The organism is Pseudomonas fragariae (ex Marin et al. 2024) (genome assembly GCF_059621105.1).
Window position 1 is genome coordinate 2,739,456 of record NZ_CM184369.1, and the last position, 18,423, is coordinate 2,757,878.

The following is an 18,423-nucleotide window of genomic DNA, read 5'->3' on the forward strand; positions in this document are numbered from 1 at the left end:
TTTAGCGGAATATGCCGCGCAGGCTGTCCACGGACGCCCGCAGGCCGATGATTCGCTCACTGACCTCTTGCGCTTCGTGTGCGCGGGAAGTTCGCTCGAGGTACAGGAGATGTCCTGCCAGGTTGGCCGAAACAAGTTCCAGGTCGTCGGCAGTACGCCTGATGTAAGCCTGCATGTCTTGCAACTGTTCGATCTGCACGGATGGTGCCCTTATAGGTCGCATCCGAGCGCACTAAATGAATGGGTGACTATCATCAATCCACCCGGTCGGGTTGTCGGCGGCAAGGTCATCTTTCTTTAATGCCGCAGGTAAATAAATAATCCAATCAGTTTTCGCACTGTGCCGAGCAGCCTAATCGTCTTCCTGATCATCGTGTTCCGAGTAGGAGTCCAGCAACTCGGCCAGTGCCAGGGTGCGGTCCAGCCCACTGCGGGTGGACATGATTTCGGCCACCGCCTGCGTGGCGGCAACTCTGGCAGCTTCGCGTTCGGCATCGGTGTTATTGGGCGTGGCGGCCTGCGCAGCCTCAATAATCGATTGCTCAAAGGTATTCATGGTGCTCGCTCGTGAAATTCAAGTGCCTGTGATACCGAGAATGGCGGATTGTTTCAAGGCCGATCAATCACCTTCGTAGGGAAATTCCTCCAGGCTCTGCATCAATGCAACGCCCTGTGGCCCCTGAACATTCTCCAGCACCCAGCAACTGTTGGCATTTTTGGCCAGCAGCAGGCGTGTTGTCTGGCGGTTGACCGGCTGCTGCGGGGCATCCTTGTAACCCAGGTTATAGGTCATTTCGACCACGGCCTGCTTGTCCGAGTTGGACACCAGCTTCCAGTCAACTGGCTTTTGCACATCACCGTCCGGCGCGTCGGTCCACGGGTTGGCACTCACGGCGCATTGATCGCCGTTCTGGCACGCCCAGTCCTTTTTGAGCAGGCTCAGCAGAGGTTTTGACAAATAATCAGCGCTACCTTTGCCGTTCAGATAGAAATCCTGGTGCTTCTCATAGATCCAGCCCGCCGTGTCGACCGGGGTCGCAGCCGGGCAGGCCGCATGGGCAGTGGTTGAAAGCAGGCAGGCGAAGGCAATGGCGACGGTTCTGGACATGGAGCGGGCTCGCAGAGAAGGTGGCAGTGAGGTTACAAGCTGACAACACTGCATTTGTAAGGCATGCGGACAAAAAAGCAATGGTTTCGGTCATGCGTCAGAGGGTCGGGCAGACTAAACCGGATTGAGGGTCATTTCATTCAATACGCGGTTCGCGGCCGTCACTACCTTGATCCGGTCATTTCCGATCGTGTTCAAGGGGTTTTTCATGAGTCTGCTCATTTCCACGACCGCGTTTGCGCGGGAGGAACCATCGAGACGAGCTCTGCGCCGGACATGCCCTGCATGGCGCTCTGCGGCGCATGGGGCATGCTCACGCAGAGCGTCGGCGAAGAAGGCTTAGCCTTACTTCTTGATTGGCACGATTTCCATCATTTGCCCATTAACCTTCTGGAAACGCACGTATTTGTCGTTGATTTTTACCCATTCGCTTTCTTTCGCAGGCTCTTTCAGGCCTTTGCTTTTCCAGTCCTTCACTTCCAGATCGCTGCGGCGATATTTTTCCGGAACGCGGGAGCCTACTTCCAGCTCATGGACATTGTCCTTGGATTCGCTGACTTTCGGTTCCGCCGTCTCTGCTGCGTGAACGGGCAGGGTGACGGCGGAAAAGCAGCCGAGCAAGGTCATGCAGGCGATCAATGATTTGCTATTCATGTGAAGACTCCCGGTCTTTGGTATAAGGCGATGGCTTAATGCCTCGTAATAACTCGGACCCTCACTGTTGCAAATCATTCGATCGGGTTTGCTGTGCTCAGCCTTTCAGTGTCTCGGCGATGGTTGCCGAGAGCGGGGTGGTCGGGCGGCCGATCAGCGCGCTCAACTGGCGACTGTCATCGAACAGGGCGCCCTTGGCAGCAGCGGCATCGGAATCGGCCAGCAACTGGGCCACGAAGTCCGGCAGGCCTGCCTGGATAAGCGCGGCCTCGAATTCGGCCTGTGGCAGGTTGACGTAAGGCAGGGACTTGCCGCTCTGCGTAGACAACTGCGCTGCAAATTCGGACAGCGTATAGGACTCGTCGCCTGCCAGTTCATAGACTTTACCGGCTTGTGTCGTTTCCGAAGTCAGCAGCACAGCGGCCGCCTCGGCGTAATCCAGACGCGAAGCAGAGCTGATACGACCCTCATCGGCACAGCCCATGACCGCCCCATGCGCCAGTGCGCCCGGAATGCCCGCCGTGTAGTTCTCGGTGTACCAGCCATTGCGCAGCAAGGCGAAGGGCAGGCCGCTGGCACGCAGGTAGGCTTCGGTTTCGCGGTGCTCGCTGGCCAGGCTCAATGCCGAGGTGTCGGCATGCAGAACACTGGTGTAGGCCAGCAGCTGGACCCCGGCGCGTTTGGCCGCATCGATCACTGCCTTGTGCTGCGGCAGACGCTGACCCACTTCGCTGGAAGAAATCAGCAGCACCTTGTCGGCGCCGGTAAATGCGCTGTCCAGCGTCGCAGGCTGTGAATAATCGGCCTGACGAACCTGAATACCCTGCCTGGACAGATCGGCGGCCTTTTCCGGACTGCGCACGGCGGCAATGATTTGCGAAGCAGGTACGCGGCTGAGCAACTGTTCAATGACGAGGCGGCCAAGCTGGCCTGTGGCACCGGTGACAACGATCATGGAATGATTCCTTGAATCAGGTTGAAAGGAAGCGCCAGCATAGTCATGATGCTTACCTTTAGTAAGTACGTACAAAAAGGTAAGTGTCATGAGCGAATCCGCTTCGCAATCAACTGCCCCGCGATCAAGCGTTACGCCGCAAGGCCTCCAGTCTGAAGCGGTCGAGACGCTATTGGCGCTGGTTCGTCAGGGCCAGGTGCTGGCCAATGACTGTCCTTCGCGGGTGGTGCTCAATCACGTCTGCAGCCGTTGGGGCGTGCTGGTGCTGGTGGTGCTGCGGGGTGGCATGCATCGCTTCAGTGAAGTACGCCGCAAGATTGGCGGGGTGAGCGAGAAAATGCTCGCGCAAACGCTCCAGCATCTGGAGCATGACGGTTTTGTCAGTCGCAAGTCGTTGCCCGTGGTGCCACCGCATGTGCAATATCGGCTCACCCCGATGGGCGAAGAGGTCGCCTTGCAGGTTGAAAGCCTCGTCACCTGGATCGAGACCAATCTGCCGCGCATCATGCAGGCTCGAGAAGCGTCAAACACACTGCAGACCACGCCCGAATGAACCTTTTCTGACAGAATTTTCATCCTGCGATTGTCGGCTTGATCGCCTGCAATCCGCCGCTTCTTGGTATGGTGCGCGCCGAAATCTTTATATACACCTTCAGTTGCGCCGTTTGCCCTTCACCGAGAAGCTGTAGAAATGCCCAATCCCATTCCCCTGAAAGACCACGAAAAAGAGACGCGGCTGGTCAATCAGCGTCTGATTGCCTGCGCAGTGCTGGTCGGCCTGCTGGCTGCCTGTCTGGTCGCACGCATGTATTTCCTGCAGGTTACCGAGTTCGACTATCACTCGACCATTTCCGAAAACAACCGTGTTCACGTACTGCCGATCCCGCCCGAGCGCGGTTTGATCTTTGACCGCAATGGCGAAGTGCTTGCCGACAATCGTCCCAGTTTCAACCTGACCCTGACCCGCGAACGCGCTGGCGACTGGCACAAGGTGATCGATGAGCTGATGACCCTGCTGGAATTGCCCGATGAAGACCGGATTCTGTTCGACAAGGAGCTTAAGCAGGTTCGTCACCCGTTCGAGCCGGCAACATTGCTCTATGAACTCACCGAAGAGCAGATCGCCATTCTGGCGGTCAATCAGTACCTGCTGCCGGGCGTGGACGTGGCGGCGCAGTTCGTTCGCCATTATCCGTTGGGCGCCCATTTCGCTCATTCGATCGGCTACGTCGGGCGTATCAACGAAAAGGAAGCGGCGCACCTCGACAACGAGTATCGCGGCACACAGTCGATCGGCAAGACCGGTGTCGAGCGCTTCTACGAATCCGAGCTGCACGGCCACGTAGGCTATGAAGAGGTCGAAACCAATGCCCAGGGCCGCGTGCTGCGCGTGCTGAAACACACTGACCCGGTGCCCGGCAAGAACATCACTCTCACGCTGGACGCGCACTTGCAGGCCGCGGCGGAAAACGCGCTGGGTGATCGACGTGGTTCGGTGGTCGCACTGGACCCGGAAACCGGCGACGTGCTGGCGATGGTCAGCAAACCCAGCTTTGACCCCAACCTGTTCGTCACCGGCATCAGCTTCAAACAATACGCGGCGCTGCGTGATTCCATTGATCGGCCACTGTTCAACCGTGTGCTGCGTGGCCTGTATGCGCCGGGCTCGACGGTCAAGCCGGAAGTGGCGATTGCCGGTCTCGACAGCGGCGTGGTGACGGCCTCGACAAAGGTCTTCGACCCCGGCTATTTCCAGTTGCCGGACTTCGACCACAAATACCGTAACTGGAACCACAGCGGCGATGGCTGGGTGGACATGGACACCGCGATCATGCGTTCCAATGACACTTATTTCTACACCGTGGCGCACAAGCTCGGCATCGACCGCCTGCACGACTACATGACCATGTTCGGCATCGGCCAGAAGGTGTCGCTGGACATGTTCGAGGAGTCTGCAGGGTTGATGCCGTCCCGGGAATGGAAGCGGGCCACGCGTCGCCAGGCATGGTTCCCTGGCGAAACGGTGATTCTCGGCATCGGCCAGGGCTACATGCAGGTCACGCCGTTGCAACTGGCCCAGGCCACGTCACTGATTGCCAGCAAGGGTGTCTGGCATCGACCGCACCTGGCGATGGAAGTCGGTGATACGGCGCCCGTTGACGAGCATCCGATGCCAAATATCGTGCTGCACGATCCCAACGAATGGAATCAGGTCAATACCGGCATGCAGATGGTTATGCACGACCCGCGCGGCATTGCGCGGGATGCCGCCAAGGGCGCTCAGTACCGCATCGCCGGCAAAAGCGGTACGGCGCAGGTGGTGGCTATCAAGCAGGGCGAGCGCTACAACCGTCTGAAGACTCTGGAGCGTAACCGTGACAACGCCTTGTTCGTGGGCTTTGCGCCAGCCGACCATCCCAAGATTGTCGTGTCGGTGACCATCGAGAACGGCGAGGCGGGTGGCCGGGTAGCGGGCCCGGTGGTGCGGGAGATTCTCGATGCCTGGCTGCTGGACAGCGAAGGCAAGCTCAAACCGGAGTACGCCACACCCGCCAAGGCACCGGGCAACCCGCACGCCTGATCAGCCTTTTAAAGCGCTGGCCGAGTGATCGAGCCCTGAACAGGGCTCAGGTTTTCTGAACTGTCGAGAATGCATCGGGTCGACCACAACAGGCGTGGCAGAGCGCTGCGCGCGTTTTACCGAATTCATTATCATTGCCTCGACAAGGAACCCCGCATGTCCAAGACCATTGCCGACCATCTCGCGCAAACCCTCGCAGCGGCAGGTGTTTCGCACATCTGGGGGGTGTCCGGTGACAGCCTCAACGGCCTGACCGACAGCCTGGAACGCACCGATTCGATTCGCTGGATGCACACCCGTCATGAAGAAGTCGCAGCCTTTGCTGCCGGTGCCCAGGCCGCGTCCAGCGGCAAGCTGGCGGTCTGCGCCGGCAGCTGCGGGCCGGGCAACCTGCACCTGATCAACGGCCTGTATGACTGCCACCGCAACCGTGTACCGGTACTGGCAATTGCTGCGCATATTCCGTCCTCGGAAATCGGTCTGGATTACTTTCAGGAAACCCATCCGCAAGAGCTGTTCAAGGAGTGCAGCCACTTCGTCGAGCTGGTCAGCAACCCCGAGCAGTTCCCGCGTGTGCTGGAACGTGCCATGCGTGCCGCGATCAGCCAGAAAGGTGTGGCGGTGATTGTTTTGCCGGGCGACGTGGCGCTCAGCGACGCGCCGGATGTCGCGGCAAAATGGATCGAGGCTACAGCGCCCAAGGTCGTGCCTGCCGAAAACGATCTGCAGTCGATGGCCGACATGCTCAACGCTTCCAAAGCCGTCACGCTGCTGTGCGGTGCGGGTTGCGAGGGTGCCCACGAGCAGCTTCTGGCATTGGCGGATACGCTGGGCGCGCCAATCGTTCACGCATTGCGCGGCAAGCAGCACGTCGAGTACGACAACCCGTTCGACGTCGGCATGACCGGCCTGATCGGTTTCAGCTCCGGCTACCACGCCATGCTGTCCTGCGACACACTGGTGATTCTGGGCAGCAGCTTTCCGTACCGGAATTTCTACCCTGAAAAAGCCGATATCATCCAGATAGACCTCGATCCGACTCAGATCGGTCGCCGTACGCCGGTGGCGCTGGGTCTGGTTGGTGGGGTACGGGAAACACTTGAAGCGCTTCAGCCAAAACTGAAGCCGCATACCGATCGCCGTTTCCTCGACAAGGCCCTGAAGCATTACGCCAAGGCCCGGGAAGAACTGGACGAGCTGGCCACTCCGACGCCAGATGGCGCGCCGATTCACCCGCAGTACCTCACTCGACTGGTCGACGAGCAGGCGGATGCCGATGCGATCTTTACCGTCGACGTCGGTACGCCGACGCTGTGGGCTGCGCGCTATCTGCACATGAACGGCAAGCGCAGTCTGCTCGGCTCGTTCAACCACGGCTCGATGGCCAATGCCTTGCCGCAAGCTCTGGGGGCCAAGGCTGAACACCCGGATCGTCAGGTCATCGCCCTGTGTGGCGACGGTGGCCTGTCGATGTTGCTGGGCGACCTGCTAAGCATTCGTCAGCTGAACCTGCCTATCAAGATGGTGGTGTTCAACAACAGCTCGCTGGGCTTTGTCGACATGGAAATGAAAGCCAGTGGTTATGTGCCGCACGGCACTGATCTGCATGAAACCAACTTCGCCGGTATTGCCCTGGGCGCAGGCATTCTGGGCCTGCGTGTCGAGAACGCCGAAGAGCTGCCCGCCGCCTTGCGCAAGGCGTTCGATCATCCCGGTCCAGTGCTGATCGACGTTGTCACCGCCAAGCAGGAGCTGGGCATTCCACCGAAAATCAAGCTGGCCCAGGCCAAGGGCTTCAGCCTGTACATGATGCGCGCGATCATGAGCGGACGCGGCAGTGAAGTGCTGGAGCTAGCGAAAACCAACCTGCGTTAATACATTATAAAAACGTATGGGATGAATAGAAAAAGTTGCAACTTCTATCCACCGAGATTGTCGTCGCTGTTACAGGTGATACGCTCGGTGTCTTTATATTTCCCTTCTCATCATGACCGCCCAAGGCGGTCATTTCTTTGTGGATCCAAACTTCGCTCACTCTGTGCTTATTGAGTTCGCTATTTGAACTAACAAATTCAAATAGTGGGTAAAGCTTCCCGGCAGACAGCCGAGACAGTGATACGGGAGCAAGACCGGCTACGGCAGGCTGATTACCGAACAGTCCCTGGCGACAAAAAAACGTCGACGCTACAGAACGTTACGCCCTGGATATTCTTTATAGAAAAGTCTGCATGTCATGAGGTCTGCAATGCTTAGAAATGCTCCTTTGAGTATGAAACTGCTGCTTATTTTAATATTCCCCTTATTGGGCTTCCTGGCCTTCGCAGGCCTGTTCGTTGCTGACAAAAGCGAAAATCTCGGTGATATGAGGCGCGCGGTGACAGCCACCGCGGTTGCACAGAAACTGAGTAACGTGGTCACCACCATTCAGCGTGAGCGCGGCGCCAGCGGCGTGTTTCTGGGCAGCGGCGGCAAGTCCATGCAGGACAAGCTGAAGGCCTTTCGTCAGGAAACCGACAAGGCGATAAGCGAGATGCGCACCCAGTCGACCGACGGTATTCCCAGCCCCGACAAAGTCTACCGCGCACTGGATGACCTGACCGCGCTGCGCCTCAAGATCGATACGCTGGGGATCAACAACACCGAGTCCTCTACGCGGTTCACCGACGTTATCAAAACACTCGTCGGGTTCTCCTATTCGCTGGAAGCGAGTATCGAAGATCCGGAAATACTGCGTGGCCTGAGTTCGCTCAACCAGTTCGTGGATATGAAGGAGCGTGCCGGTCGCGAGCGCGTACTGCTCGTTCAGGCGTTCAACCAGAACCGCTTTGATGCGCCACTGTTATCGCGCTTCAGTCGTAACCTCGGAGAGTTCTCCGGCTACCTCGAAGCCTTTCAACGCTGGTCCCCTGAAGTATTCAAGACCAAACTCAATGATGTCATGCAGCAGCCGGGCTCGCTGGAAGTGGCCCGCTTGCAACGTCTGGGCTTCGATACCCCGATGGGTGATCCGCTCAACGTCAAGCCGGAAGACTGGTTCAACCTTTCCACCGCACGTATCGACATGATGGCCAATGTAGAAGCAGAGCTTGGCCAGAACGTCGTCGGCCTGGCAACGGATGCGCGCAGCTCCGCTCAAAGCAGCCTGTACGTGGCGGTTGCCATCGTTGTCCTGATGCTGATCGTGGTGCTGTGGCTGGCGTCGGTGATCATCCGCAACATCAAGGTTGCGGTTGTCGATGTGAACCGCACGCTGATGGCACTTTCCACTCGCGACCTGACCGCGCGGACCCGCTATATCGGCAAGGATGAGTTTGGCGAGATCTCACGCAATCTTGACAACATGGCGCATCAGATCAGTGAGGTTATCAGCGAAATCGGCAGCGCCACGGCGCAGGTTGCCACCGCTGCCGAACAGTCTTCCGCAGTGGCGTTGCAAACCAATCAGAACGTGGCGCAACAACGCCAGGGCACTGATCAGGTCGCCACTGCCATCAGCGAGATGAGCGCCACGGTCAAGGATGTAGCACGCAGCACCACCGACGCGGCCGAGATGTCGCAGCGCGTCAACAGCAGCACCGTGCAGGGCAAGACCGAAATCGACAACACCATCGGCCTGATACAGGAGCTCTCGGTGCAGGCTGAAGAGACTTCTCGGATCATTGACGAGCTCAAGGGCGAGAGCAACTCGATCTCCTCGGTGCTTGATGTCATCCGTGGCGTCGCCGACCAGACCAACCTGCTGGCGCTCAATGCAGCCATCGAGGCTGCACGTGCCGGCGAGCAGGGGCGTGGTTTCGCGGTGGTGGCCGACGAAGTACGCAATCTGGCCAAGAAGACTCAGGACTCTACCGTCAGCATCCAGAAAATGATCGCCAACCTGCAGTCCGGCTCGGAACGCGCTGCCGCGTCGATGCAGGAAACCCTGGGCAAGGCGCAGGAGGGTGCCAGCAACGTCGTGCGCGCTGGCGAACTGCTGGAAGAAATCGCCGAAGGCATCGCGACCATCAGCGACCGCAACATCCAGGTCGCTTCGGCCGCTGAAGAACAAAGCCTGGTGGCCGAAGAGATCCACCGCAACGTCGACGACATCAACTCGCTGGTCATCCAGGTCAGTGCCGGTGCCGAGCAGACTGCCGTCACCAGTCGCGAACTCGCGCGTCTGGCGGAGCACCAGCAGGGGTTGGTCGGTCGCTTCAAGGTGAGCTGACAGCAAGCTGTTTGTGTATTGTGAAAAGGCCTGGAAGCGAAAGTTTTCAGGCCTTTTTGTTGGTCTGCGGATACTGTCGTGCCGCGGTCTCTGATCACCATCGATAGTCCGTCAGCCATGACCCTTCAGTCACCTTTTCACGTAACCCCACGTCCCGCTTACGATTATGTAGTGACTAAAAATAATCACTACATAATCGTTGACGCACTCCATTTGCCCTTGCATTATGCAGCTGTCTCCCTGATCGGGAGCGCTGCAAAAGGTGTGATGAACAGGCTCGGCAAGCCGTCGAGATGTTCCCGGATGTAGGCTGCCCACAAGGCAGATTGATGGAGCTGAACTGGCATTTGTCGTCGATAAGGGCGAGAAGCTGGCGAAATGTCCTCATGATGCTTGTAACGGATCGATTGCCGATCCTGGGCCGGGTCTTTGGGTTTCGTGACTTCTTCTCTCTACGCTGATGCCGCTGTGTAGCGGCTCTTCATCAAGGCTACCTGCATGTCCTTGAGGGCTGGAACGGTATTCAACGCACACTCAATCGTGTTGCGTTGCTGAAGTTCTGGCGCATGAACTTGATGTATCAATTATTGAACAGTCTATGAGCGAAGGGGCATCAACATGAATATCAACACACAACCGACTATTGATGAACTGGCTCGTCTGTTTGCTGCGTGCAAAGACACGCTGGATAACCATATCGCCTGGGTTGCCGAGTCGGGTGAAGTGCGCGTCGACGCCATGTCGCCGTTCACGCAAGAGCACGAGTTTCGTGATGCGCACCCGCAACTGCGCGCATCCCTGAAGATGTTCCGTCGTGGCCAGGGTTATGTCGGCAAGAAAGCCGCTGCCGATCGTGCCTACATGGAGAATACGCTGCAGGCGTTGAAAGGTGAGTGGCAGAAGACTCGTCGGCAGGCGCATTCGCAGGTTGCCTGAGCAGGTCATCGCATGTCTTGAAGCCTGTTTCCGACCGCGATCGGGAACAGGCTTTTTGGTTTTCGGCATCGAGAGGGCGAAGACCTTATCGGTTGTACAAAGTGATTTTGCTGGTATAGATTCCGGGAGTGAGTCAGTGCATCTGACTCGTCTCATTCCCAGCCTGCCATTGAAGTCGTGGCAGTGCCTATACAGAGGTTACCGATGCGTGCGCCACGATGGTTATGGTTGGTGATGTTGCTCAGCGCCGGGGCTTCGGCGGACTGGCGCGAGGCATTGCCCAATGCTCAGGTCGTCGGCGGCGGAGACCTTAGTCTGTTCGGCTTTCGTGTCTATACCGCCAGGTTGCTCAGCCCGGTCAAACCTTTCGTGGCAGACGCGCCACTGGCACTTGAACTGACTTACCATCGCGACATTGACCGGGAAGATCTGGTCGATGCCAGTATCGATGAGATCAAACGTATTTCCGGCTCGAAGGTGACCGAACAGCAACTGACTGAATGGCGTCAGCAGATGAACCAGTCATTTGTCGACGTCCAGCCCGGCATGAAGATTACCGGCGTCTACCTGCCTGGCCGCGAAGCGCGTTTTTATGTTGGCGACAAGCTCCAGCATGTGGTGCCCGACAGCCAGTTCGCCAAGGCTTTCTTTTCCATCTGGCTTGACCCGAAAACCCGTAACCCTGAACTTCGCGAGCAGTTGCTCGGCAGTACCGGCTCATGACCCATCAAGGAGGGCGCATGCTGAGAAAGTGGATGTTGATGCTGTGTGTGGGGCTTGTACTGAGCGGCTGCGGTGGTGTGCCGGTAACCCGTTACAGTCAGGAAGCGCCGAAGCTCGATCTGCGCCAGTACTTCACCGGACGTGTCGAAGCCTGGGGAATGTTTCAAAAACGCTCCGGTGAAGTCACCAAGCGTTTTACCGTGGTGATCGACGGGCACAGTGAAGGCGAAGTGCTGGTCATGCACGAAGCGTTCAGCTACAGCGATGGTACCAAACAGGTCCGGGAGTGGCGCTTGCGTCCCGATGGTCCGGGGCGCTGGAAGGGCACGGCTGGTGATGTGGTCGGCGAGGCCTATGGCGAAGTGTCGGGCAACAGCTTCCACTGGAACTATGTGCTCAGGTTGCCGGTGGATGGCACCGAGTATGACGTGAGCCTGGATGACTGGATGTACCTGATCGACGAGAAGACCATGGCCAATCGTTCGTCGATGACCAAGCTGGGTGTCGAGGTCGGGCAGATCACTTTGTTCTTTCGCAAGGCCGGCAAATAAATAACGCCTCGTATGAGGCGTCATCCTTCAGGGCGGCGGTCAGCCGCCCGTCATATTCATGAAGCGCACCACCTGCACGCCATCGTCGTGGGTGAAGTTGTGGCTCCACGGCTTGAGCTGCATGGCGTCGATGATGGCTTTTTCGAGTTTTTCCGGCTGGCCGGGATTGGCGCGCAGTACCGCTTTCAAATCCACGGAATGCTCGTTGCCCAGGCACAGCAGCAAGCGACCTTCAACGGTCATGCGCACGCGGTTGCAGGTGCCGCAGAAGTTATGGCTGTGCGGGGAAATGAAGCCAATGCGAATTTCCGGTGCCTCGGCCAGACGCCAGTAGCGCGATGGCCCCTGAGTCGAGTCAGTGGAAGGCACCAGCGTGTAACGTTCGGCAATGCGTTCGCGCACCTGATCGCTGGAGTAGAAGGACTCGGCGCGGCTGTGTTCGCTGATGATGCCCAGCGGCATTTCTTCGATGAACGAGACGTCCAGGTTGCGATCGATGGCGAACGCCAGCAGGTCGTTGATCTCATCATCGTTGCGGCCGTGCATCACTACGCAGTTGAGCTTGGTGTGCACAAAACCGGCGGCGTTGGCGGCATCGATACCGGCAATTACCTTGTGCAGATCGCCTGTGCGGGTCAGCTCGCGGAAACGCTGCGGGTCAAGGCTGTCCAGGCTGATGTTCAGGCGCGTGACGCCGGCCTCGAACAGCGGGGCAGCCAGTTTGTCCAGCTGCGAACCGTTGGTGGTCATGCACAGTTCGCGCAGGCCGGGCAGGGCGGCGATCTTTTCACAAAGCCCCACCACGCCTGCACGTACCAGCGGCTCACCACCGGTCAGACGAATCTTGCGCGTGCCCAGTGCCACGAAGCGCTCGGCCACCTGGAGGATCTCCTCCAGCGACAGAATCTGTTGCCGAGGCAGAAACGTCATCTCTTCGGCCATGCAGTACACGCAGCGAAAATCACAGCGGTCGGTGACCGACATGCGCAGATAATCGACTTTACGTGCAAAGCGGTCCATCAGGACGGGTTCTGACATTTCACCTTCTAAATAATCAAGTGGGATGTATTACCGGATTTGGAGGCCAGTGCTTTACAAGGGTTCAGCCAAATTGCAGTGTGCCGATTTCAGGCCTGATCGCAGGCTGGCAATGTGCCCTGTACGGATTACAGAGTAGCTGCGCGCATCGCTGTTTGCATCGGCTGGATGACGCCACGCTAACCGAGTCGAAATGCCGCAGTCCAATTGCTTGTTCCAATACCCTCATCGACACGCTCTATGGCGCTTGGCCTTGATGGCCGATCAGTCAGGACTGGCGGCAGCACTGCGCTCGTAACGCTCCAGCAAAGGCTGGATACTGATGCCGTGTACCAGGATGCTCAGCGCGACAACCGACAGGGTCATGCCGATCACCACATGGCCGACGTCGTGTGCCAGACCATGTGACAAGGCGAAGCACAGGTAATAAAGACTGCCGATGCCACGAATGCCGAACCAGCCAACCAGTGCTTTTTGCCTGACGTTGAGCAGGCGACGACTCACCAGCAACCAGACGCTGGCAGGACGAATCACGCAAAACAGCGCAATGCCCAAGCCGATGGCGCGCCAGTCCCAGTACATCGCCAGCGCCGCGCCCAGCAGGGTGATCAGCAGGACTTCCATGGCGCGCTCCACCAGGCTGCCGAACGCCAGCATATCGCCCATCATCACGCCGGCAGCCAGTTGCGAATCGCTCATGTCGTCGACCTGCGCGACCGTGCCCTGTTCGAGGGATGACGTCATATGCCCGAGGACTGGCTGCGCGACGTGCTCGGACGGCAGCTCTGAACGCGTGACACGTACCTCGGCCTGACGCAGCCCGAACCCGGCGGCAAATACCGAAAGAAAGCCAAAGGCCCCGACGCTTTGCGCGACTACGTAAGCCAGGGCGATCAATGCCAGCGCCAGAAAATCATTGGGCGAGGTGGTGCTGTCGGCGTTCTTGATGCGCAGAAAGATCATCAGATGACCGACCCCGCGGCCCATGCCGTAGCCAATCAACAAACCGGCCGGCACCGCCCAGATCAGGTCCTTGATCAGCCATCCCTGGACCCAGTCGCTCATCGCGCCCCCGGAACTCAGGTACAGCAAGGCAAAGATCACGAATGGAAACGCGGTTCCGTCGTTGAGGCCCGCTTCGCCGGACAGGCCGAAGCGCAGGCGGTCCTGATCCTGGGCGTTGTTGACCTGGACCATACCGGCCAGCACCGGGTCGGTCGGCGACAGCATTGCGCCGAGCAACAACGACACACCCCAGTCCAGGCCGATGATGTAATGCCCCGCGACGGTTACGCCAGCGATGGTCGCCAGCATCACCGGCCCGGCCAGCCAATAGGCTGAGTGCCAGGCTTTGCCGCGCAAGGGCAGGCGCAACTTGATACCTGTACCGAACAGCGAAAACAGCACCGCCACTTCGGTCAGGCGTTCCAGCCACTCGTAGGATTTCTCGAAATCCAGATCGACGATATCCAGGCCCATCGGGCCGATGCCGAAGCCGAATCCCAGGCACACGGCAGATGTGGTCACTGGCATCCAGCGCAGGTAAGAGGAAGTGAGCGCCAATAGCATCAACAGCACGCCAAGCACGCCCATGCAGACAATAAAACTCATAGAGAAAGAACCACCGTCAAAATGCGCCCGAAGAAGGGGGCGTAACGGTGGGACTCCCGTGCACGGTAATAAGTTGAAATAATTTGCCGGATGGCAATCAGCGTGCGTCTTTTACGCACGGCGATGCCTTTCGGTGCCGCCGCCGAGGCCTAGCGCTCGATACTGCGGCTCCAGCGTGCGTTCCACTCGGGACGGATCTGATTGACCTGATCCCAGTCGATGGTCACCGCCGTTTCCAGATACTTCTCCATGGCCTCGACCTGACTGCGTGTCTTGTCAGTGGTCGGGGTTTTCGGGTTCGACGGGATCTGGTCACCGAACTCCAGCGCAGGCGCCTGTGCTTCCGGCGTCAGCAGATAAGCGGCCAGCTTCTGCGCCAGCTCCGGCTGGTTGTTGTTGGCTATCGCGCATTCAGCCACGTTCAACACCACGCCGCCTTCCTTGGGCGATGCGTATTCCACCGGTACGCCCTTGATCTTCAGCGCGGTGACCTGGGTCGGCGTCAGCGGGAACAGGGCAGCTTCGTCGGTCTGGACCATTTCCGAGATCTTCGCCGAGCTGGCGATGTATTCCAGCACGTTCGGGCCGATGGTTTTCGGCCAGGCCTTGAAGCCGGGTTCGACGTCTTTCTCGCTGCCGCCCTGGATACGGTTGAACATTAGAAAGCCATGCAGGCCGAAGGTCGAGGAGGCCAGTGACTGGAACACCACCTTGTCCTTGAAACGTTTGTCGGCAAGGTCCATCCACGAGGTGGGCGCGCTCCAGCCCTGTTCCTTGAACATCCGCGTGTTGTAGGCCAGGCCGGTCACACCCAGGCTGACGGCTGCTGCCTGTTCCTTGATTTTGGCCTTGGCAGGCAGGTCGGCCAGGCTGGTGCTGGGTTGCAGCGTGTCGCACAGGCCCATGGAGATGGCCCGGTACATGATGCCGTCGTCGAGAAAGATGACGTGCATCTGCGGGTTGTCCTTGCTCGCCTGAACCTTGGCGAGGATATCGGCCGACGTGCCAGGCACGATCACCACCTTGACGTTGTTGGCCTTCTCGAAAGCCGGCAGCACCTGATCGGCATACAGGCGCTCCATGGTCCCGCCGTTCATGCCCAGATACAGCGTGGTTTCGGCCAGCGCTGGCGTTGACAGGAGTGCGGCGGCCAGCGGCAGGCAGGACAGCCCGGCGAGGGCCAGACGTTTGGTGCTTTTCATAGTGACGACCTTCCTCTGTGCAATGGGATGACGTTGGTAACAGGTTCGATAGCAGGGGGTTGCAGGACGATTTGCTGAAAGCGGCCGATGGAAAAGGCATCGAGCGAGATCCGTGAGGCGCCGTCGCAGACCCATTCGGCCAGCGCTTCACCCGCTGCCGGGCCGATCTGAAAGCCCGCCCCGGCAAAACCGAAGCCATGCAGCAGGCCAGGCCGGTTCAGGCTCGGGCCCAGCACCGGCTCGCGATCCGGCAGATAGCCTTCGGTGCCACTCCAGGTGCGGATCGCCTGGGCGCCGGCGAGTGGCGGGTAGAGTTCGACGGCGTTGCGCAGGATATCCAGCACCGCCGCCTGTCCCGGTCTGGCGCGCGCCGGGTCGAGGGCAAAGCCTTGTCCGCCGCCCAGCACGCAATTGCCGCGTGCCACTTGCCGGGCATAAATGCCGCCGCCTTCGACACCGGTGCTGACATCCATGAACATCGGCAGCGGTTCGGTCACCAGCATTGCCGGGTACCCTGAATACATCGGCACCGGTTCGTTGAATTGTGCGGCCAGCGCTGCGGCCCACGCCCCGGCGCAGTTGAGCAGCCAGGTGGCACGCAGTGTCAGGCCGGTGGCGGTGGTGACGACGAAAACGTTGCCGTCGTGGCTGACGTCGCTGACCGGCGCCTGCTCGAACACCAGCGCGCCTGCCTGACGCGCAGCGCGGGCGAAGGCCGGCGAGACCAGGCGTGGATTGGCGTGCCCGTCGTCGGCGCACAGCGATGCACCGACAGCGACATCGCCTGCCCAGGGATAACGCGCGCGCAGTTGATCGCGATCAAGCAACTGCAAATCCAGGCCGAATCCCTGGCTGGCTTCGGCGTAGGCGCGCAAGGCATTCATGTCCTGTTCGCTGCGCGCCAGTTTGAGGTGGCCCGAGCGCTGATACTCGCCGTCGATGCCGATCAGCTCGCGCAGGTTGCCCCAGATCTGGTGCGCCCGCTGCGACAAGGGCAACTGCGACAATGGACGACCCTGACGCCGCACGCCGCCGTAATTGACACCGCTGGAGTGCGATCCGCAAAAATCGCGTTCCAGCAAGGCGACCCGCTTGCCCTTCAGGGCCAGCGTCAAGGCTGCCGAGGCGCCGACAATGCCGCCGCCGATGACAATCGCATCGGTTTCAATCAGCGTGCTCATGGTTGCGTCTCCACTGATTGCTTCTCCATGGGCTGCATCCCCAGACCAAACGGCAGCGGCTTGATCGGTGCCTGGCCGCGCAGTCGGCCGACGTGCTCGACGGGCCGGCCGCTCTCGCGGGCGATGATCTCTGCCGCTGCCAGACCACACATCCGGCCCTGACAGCGACCCATACCGACCCGGCACATGGCCTTGACCCGATTGATCTCCCAATGACCGTCCTGCACGGCACTGCGAATCTCGCCGGCAGAGACTTCTTCGCAGCGGCACACCAGCGTGTCATCCGCTACCTTGGCGACCCAGTCCTCAGGGAACGGAAACGCGGTTTCCAGCCCGTGGCGGAAGCGTTCGATGCGTCGCAAGGCAGTTTTAAGCGTGTCGATACGTGCGGTGTCTGCGACCACACCGATGTCTTGCAGCAGCCCGAGCGCGGCCAGTTCGCCGGCCATTTCCGCAGCGTCTGCGCCCATGATTCCCGCGCCGTCGCCCGCCAGATAGATACCTGACACGCTGCTGCGTCCACAGTCATCGCGGGTCGGCAGCCACGCCCGGTTCAGCGCGCTCCAGGCGAATTCACAGCCCAGCAGGTCGGCCAGTTGCGTCTCGCTGCGCAGTGCATGGGCAAAGGCGACAGCGTCACAGGCCAGGTGGCCCGTTTTGCCGTTACGTTGCCATTGAATGCCGTCTACGCGTTTTTCCCCATTGATGCGTGTCAGCTGCGCACCTTGATGCACCGGAATGCCGTGCGCGCTCAGCCACGCGCGGTAATACATGCCTTTGGCCAGCGTTGCCGGTTGGCCCAGCAGCGCCGGCAACGCCTTGCATTGCGCCGAAAACGGCGCGCTGTCGAGCACCGCCAGCACCTTCGCGCCCGCCTTGGCGTACTGATAGGCGACCAGGTACAGCAACGGGCCAGTGCCACAAAACACCACGCGCTGACCGATCGCGCAGCCCTGGTATTTGAGCGCGATCTGCGCTGCGCCGAGGCTGTACACGCCGGGCAGGGTCCAGCCGGGCACCGGCAGAATGCGATCCGTGGCACCGGTGGCGACAATCAGGTGGCTGAAGTCGAGGGTGGCGGCGGTACCGTTTTGCAGGGTATCGAGTTGATGGTCTTCGGCGTTCCAGACCAGCGTCTGCGGCCGGTAGTCGATCTGCGCGGCCAGCGTGTCGAGTGCGTTGTGCACCGCGACTGCCTTGGCGCTTTCAAAGCCGTAGAGCGCCTTGGCCGAGCGCTGAAAGTTGGCCGGCTGGCGACGGTAGACCTGGCCGCCGCCGCGCAGCCCTTCATCGATCAGGCAGGCCTTGATGCCGTGGGCCAGTAGCGTCTGGGCGGCACGAATCCCTGCCGGTCCTGCGCCGATAATGGCAATGGCCTGACCGCTCATACGCAACGCCCCGGTTCACGAATCACCGCCTGACCGGCCTCCAGCAGTGTTGAACAGGCACGCACGCGCTGACCGTCACCCAGCCTTACCCAGCAGTCCTGACAGGCGCCCATCATGCAGAAGCCGGCGCGAGGTTCGGCACTGAAATCACTGCCGCGCAAGTGTTCGCTGGCGGTCAGTACCGCGGTCAGCAAGGTGTCGCCCAACAAACCGCTGGCCGGTTGGCCGTCAAGGGTAAAGGGCAGAACCGGGCGGTCATGTTCGGTCAGTCGTTTCAGCAATGCCATA

Annotated in this window: 18 protein-coding genes; 7 read left to right on the top strand and 11 right to left on the bottom strand. The window is 59.6% G+C overall.

Annotation, left to right across the window (positions count from 1 at the left end):
* Window position 1: 1 nt before the first annotated feature.
* The 5 genes from AC54XV_RS12205 to AC54XV_RS12225 all read right to left on the bottom strand — a co-directional run bounded on the left by AC54XV_RS12205 (window position 2) and on the right by AC54XV_RS12225 (window position 2,717).
* On the bottom strand, window positions 2–199 hold the full coding sequence (locus tag AC54XV_RS12205; RefSeq protein ID WP_003407534.1) for a hypothetical protein: 198 nt from the start codon (window positions 197–199) through the stop codon (window positions 2–4).
* A 153-nt stretch (window positions 200–352) separates the two neighbouring features.
* On the bottom strand, window positions 353–556 hold the full coding sequence (locus AC54XV_RS12210; RefSeq protein ID WP_003367271.1) for a hypothetical protein: 204 nt from the start codon (window positions 554–556) through the stop codon (window positions 353–355).
* A gap of 63 nt (window positions 557–619) precedes the next feature.
* Window positions 620–1,108, bottom strand: a complete 489-nt coding sequence (locus tag AC54XV_RS12215) for a hypothetical protein (RefSeq protein WP_058399080.1) — start codon at window positions 1,106–1,108, stop codon at window positions 620–622.
* 345 nt (window positions 1,109–1,453) lie between these two features.
* Complete coding sequence (locus AC54XV_RS12220; RefSeq protein WP_003407540.1) at window positions 1,454–1,762, bottom strand: RcnB family protein; 309 nt, start codon at window positions 1,760–1,762, stop codon at window positions 1,454–1,456.
* Window positions 1,763–1,859: 97 nt separating this feature from the next.
* Entirely contained in the window at window positions 1,860–2,717 is an 858-nt protein-coding gene (locus AC54XV_RS12225) for an SDR family oxidoreductase (RefSeq protein ID WP_058399081.1), read from the bottom strand.
* An 88-nt stretch (window positions 2,718–2,805) separates the two neighbouring features.
* On the opposite strand from AC54XV_RS12225, the gene AC54XV_RS12230 reads away from it, so the two are divergent.
* From AC54XV_RS12230 to AC54XV_RS12260, 7 genes are all read left to right on the top strand, one after another.
* The gene (locus tag AC54XV_RS12230) at window positions 2,806–3,270 is read left to right on the top strand and encodes a winged helix-turn-helix transcriptional regulator (protein WP_058399082.1); all 465 of its coding nucleotides are present in this window, start codon (window positions 2,806–2,808) and stop codon (window positions 3,268–3,270) included.
* Window positions 3,271–3,408: 138 nt separating this feature from the next.
* The gene (mrdA, locus tag AC54XV_RS12235) at window positions 3,409–5,298 is read left to right on the top strand and encodes a penicillin-binding protein 2 (protein ID WP_011267586.1); all 1,890 of its coding nucleotides are present in this window, start codon (window positions 3,409–3,411) and stop codon (window positions 5,296–5,298) included.
* A 156-nt stretch (window positions 5,299–5,454) separates the two neighbouring features.
* Window positions 5,455–7,173: a ubiquinone-dependent pyruvate dehydrogenase gene (gene poxB / locus AC54XV_RS12240; RefSeq protein ID WP_032653763.1), complete on the top strand. Its 1,719-nt coding sequence runs from the start codon at window positions 5,455–5,457 to the stop codon at window positions 7,171–7,173.
* A gap of 370 nt (window positions 7,174–7,543) precedes the next feature.
* Entirely contained in the window at window positions 7,544–9,505 is a 1,962-nt protein-coding gene (locus AC54XV_RS12245; RefSeq protein WP_046722244.1) for a methyl-accepting chemotaxis protein, read from the top strand.
* A gap of 618 nt (window positions 9,506–10,123) precedes the next feature.
* The gene (locus tag AC54XV_RS12250; RefSeq protein WP_003367294.1) at window positions 10,124–10,441 is read left to right on the top strand and encodes a hypothetical protein; all 318 of its coding nucleotides are present in this window, start codon (window positions 10,124–10,126) and stop codon (window positions 10,439–10,441) included.
* A 204-nt stretch (window positions 10,442–10,645) separates the two neighbouring features.
* Window positions 10,646–11,164: a chalcone isomerase family protein gene (locus AC54XV_RS12255; protein ID WP_032698425.1), complete on the top strand. Its 519-nt coding sequence runs from the start codon at window positions 10,646–10,648 to the stop codon at window positions 11,162–11,164.
* Window positions 11,165–11,181: 17 nt separating this feature from the next.
* Window positions 11,182–11,715, top strand: coding sequence for a DUF3833 domain-containing protein (locus AC54XV_RS12260; protein WP_003407549.1), 534 nt, complete (start codon window positions 11,182–11,184; stop codon window positions 11,713–11,715).
* Between the two features lie 39 nt (window positions 11,716–11,754).
* On the opposite strand, the gene moaA is transcribed toward AC54XV_RS12260, so the two are convergent.
* The 6 genes from moaA to AC54XV_RS12290 form a co-directional block, all read right to left on the bottom strand.
* The gene (moaA, locus tag AC54XV_RS12265; RefSeq protein ID WP_058399083.1) at window positions 11,755–12,753 is read right to left on the bottom strand and encodes a GTP 3',8-cyclase MoaA; all 999 of its coding nucleotides are present in this window, start codon (window positions 12,751–12,753) and stop codon (window positions 11,755–11,757) included.
* A gap of 264 nt (window positions 12,754–13,017) precedes the next feature.
* Window positions 13,018–14,364, bottom strand: a complete 1,347-nt coding sequence (locus tag AC54XV_RS12270) for a cation:proton antiporter (protein ID WP_011267596.1) — start codon at window positions 14,362–14,364, stop codon at window positions 13,018–13,020.
* A 149-nt stretch (window positions 14,365–14,513) separates the two neighbouring features.
* On the bottom strand, window positions 14,514–15,566 hold the full coding sequence (locus tag AC54XV_RS12275; RefSeq protein ID WP_011267597.1) for an ABC transporter substrate-binding protein: 1,053 nt from the start codon (window positions 15,564–15,566) through the stop codon (window positions 14,514–14,516).
* Window positions 15,563–16,747: an NAD(P)/FAD-dependent oxidoreductase gene (locus AC54XV_RS12280; protein ID WP_011267598.1), complete on the bottom strand. Its 1,185-nt coding sequence runs from the start codon at window positions 16,745–16,747 to the stop codon at window positions 15,563–15,565. The genes AC54XV_RS12275 and AC54XV_RS12280 overlap by 4 nt, the downstream gene beginning before the upstream one ends.
* On the bottom strand, window positions 16,744–18,135 hold the full coding sequence (locus tag AC54XV_RS12285) for an FAD/NAD(P)-dependent oxidoreductase (RefSeq protein WP_058399084.1): 1,392 nt from the start codon (window positions 18,133–18,135) through the stop codon (window positions 16,744–16,746). Before AC54XV_RS12285 ends, AC54XV_RS12280 begins: the two co-directional genes overlap by 4 nt.
* Complete coding sequence (locus AC54XV_RS12290; protein WP_003407557.1) at window positions 18,132–18,422, bottom strand: (2Fe-2S)-binding protein; 291 nt, start codon at window positions 18,420–18,422, stop codon at window positions 18,132–18,134. Before AC54XV_RS12290 ends, AC54XV_RS12285 begins: the two co-directional genes overlap by 4 nt.
* Between the last annotated feature and the right edge of the window lies 1 nt (window position 18,423).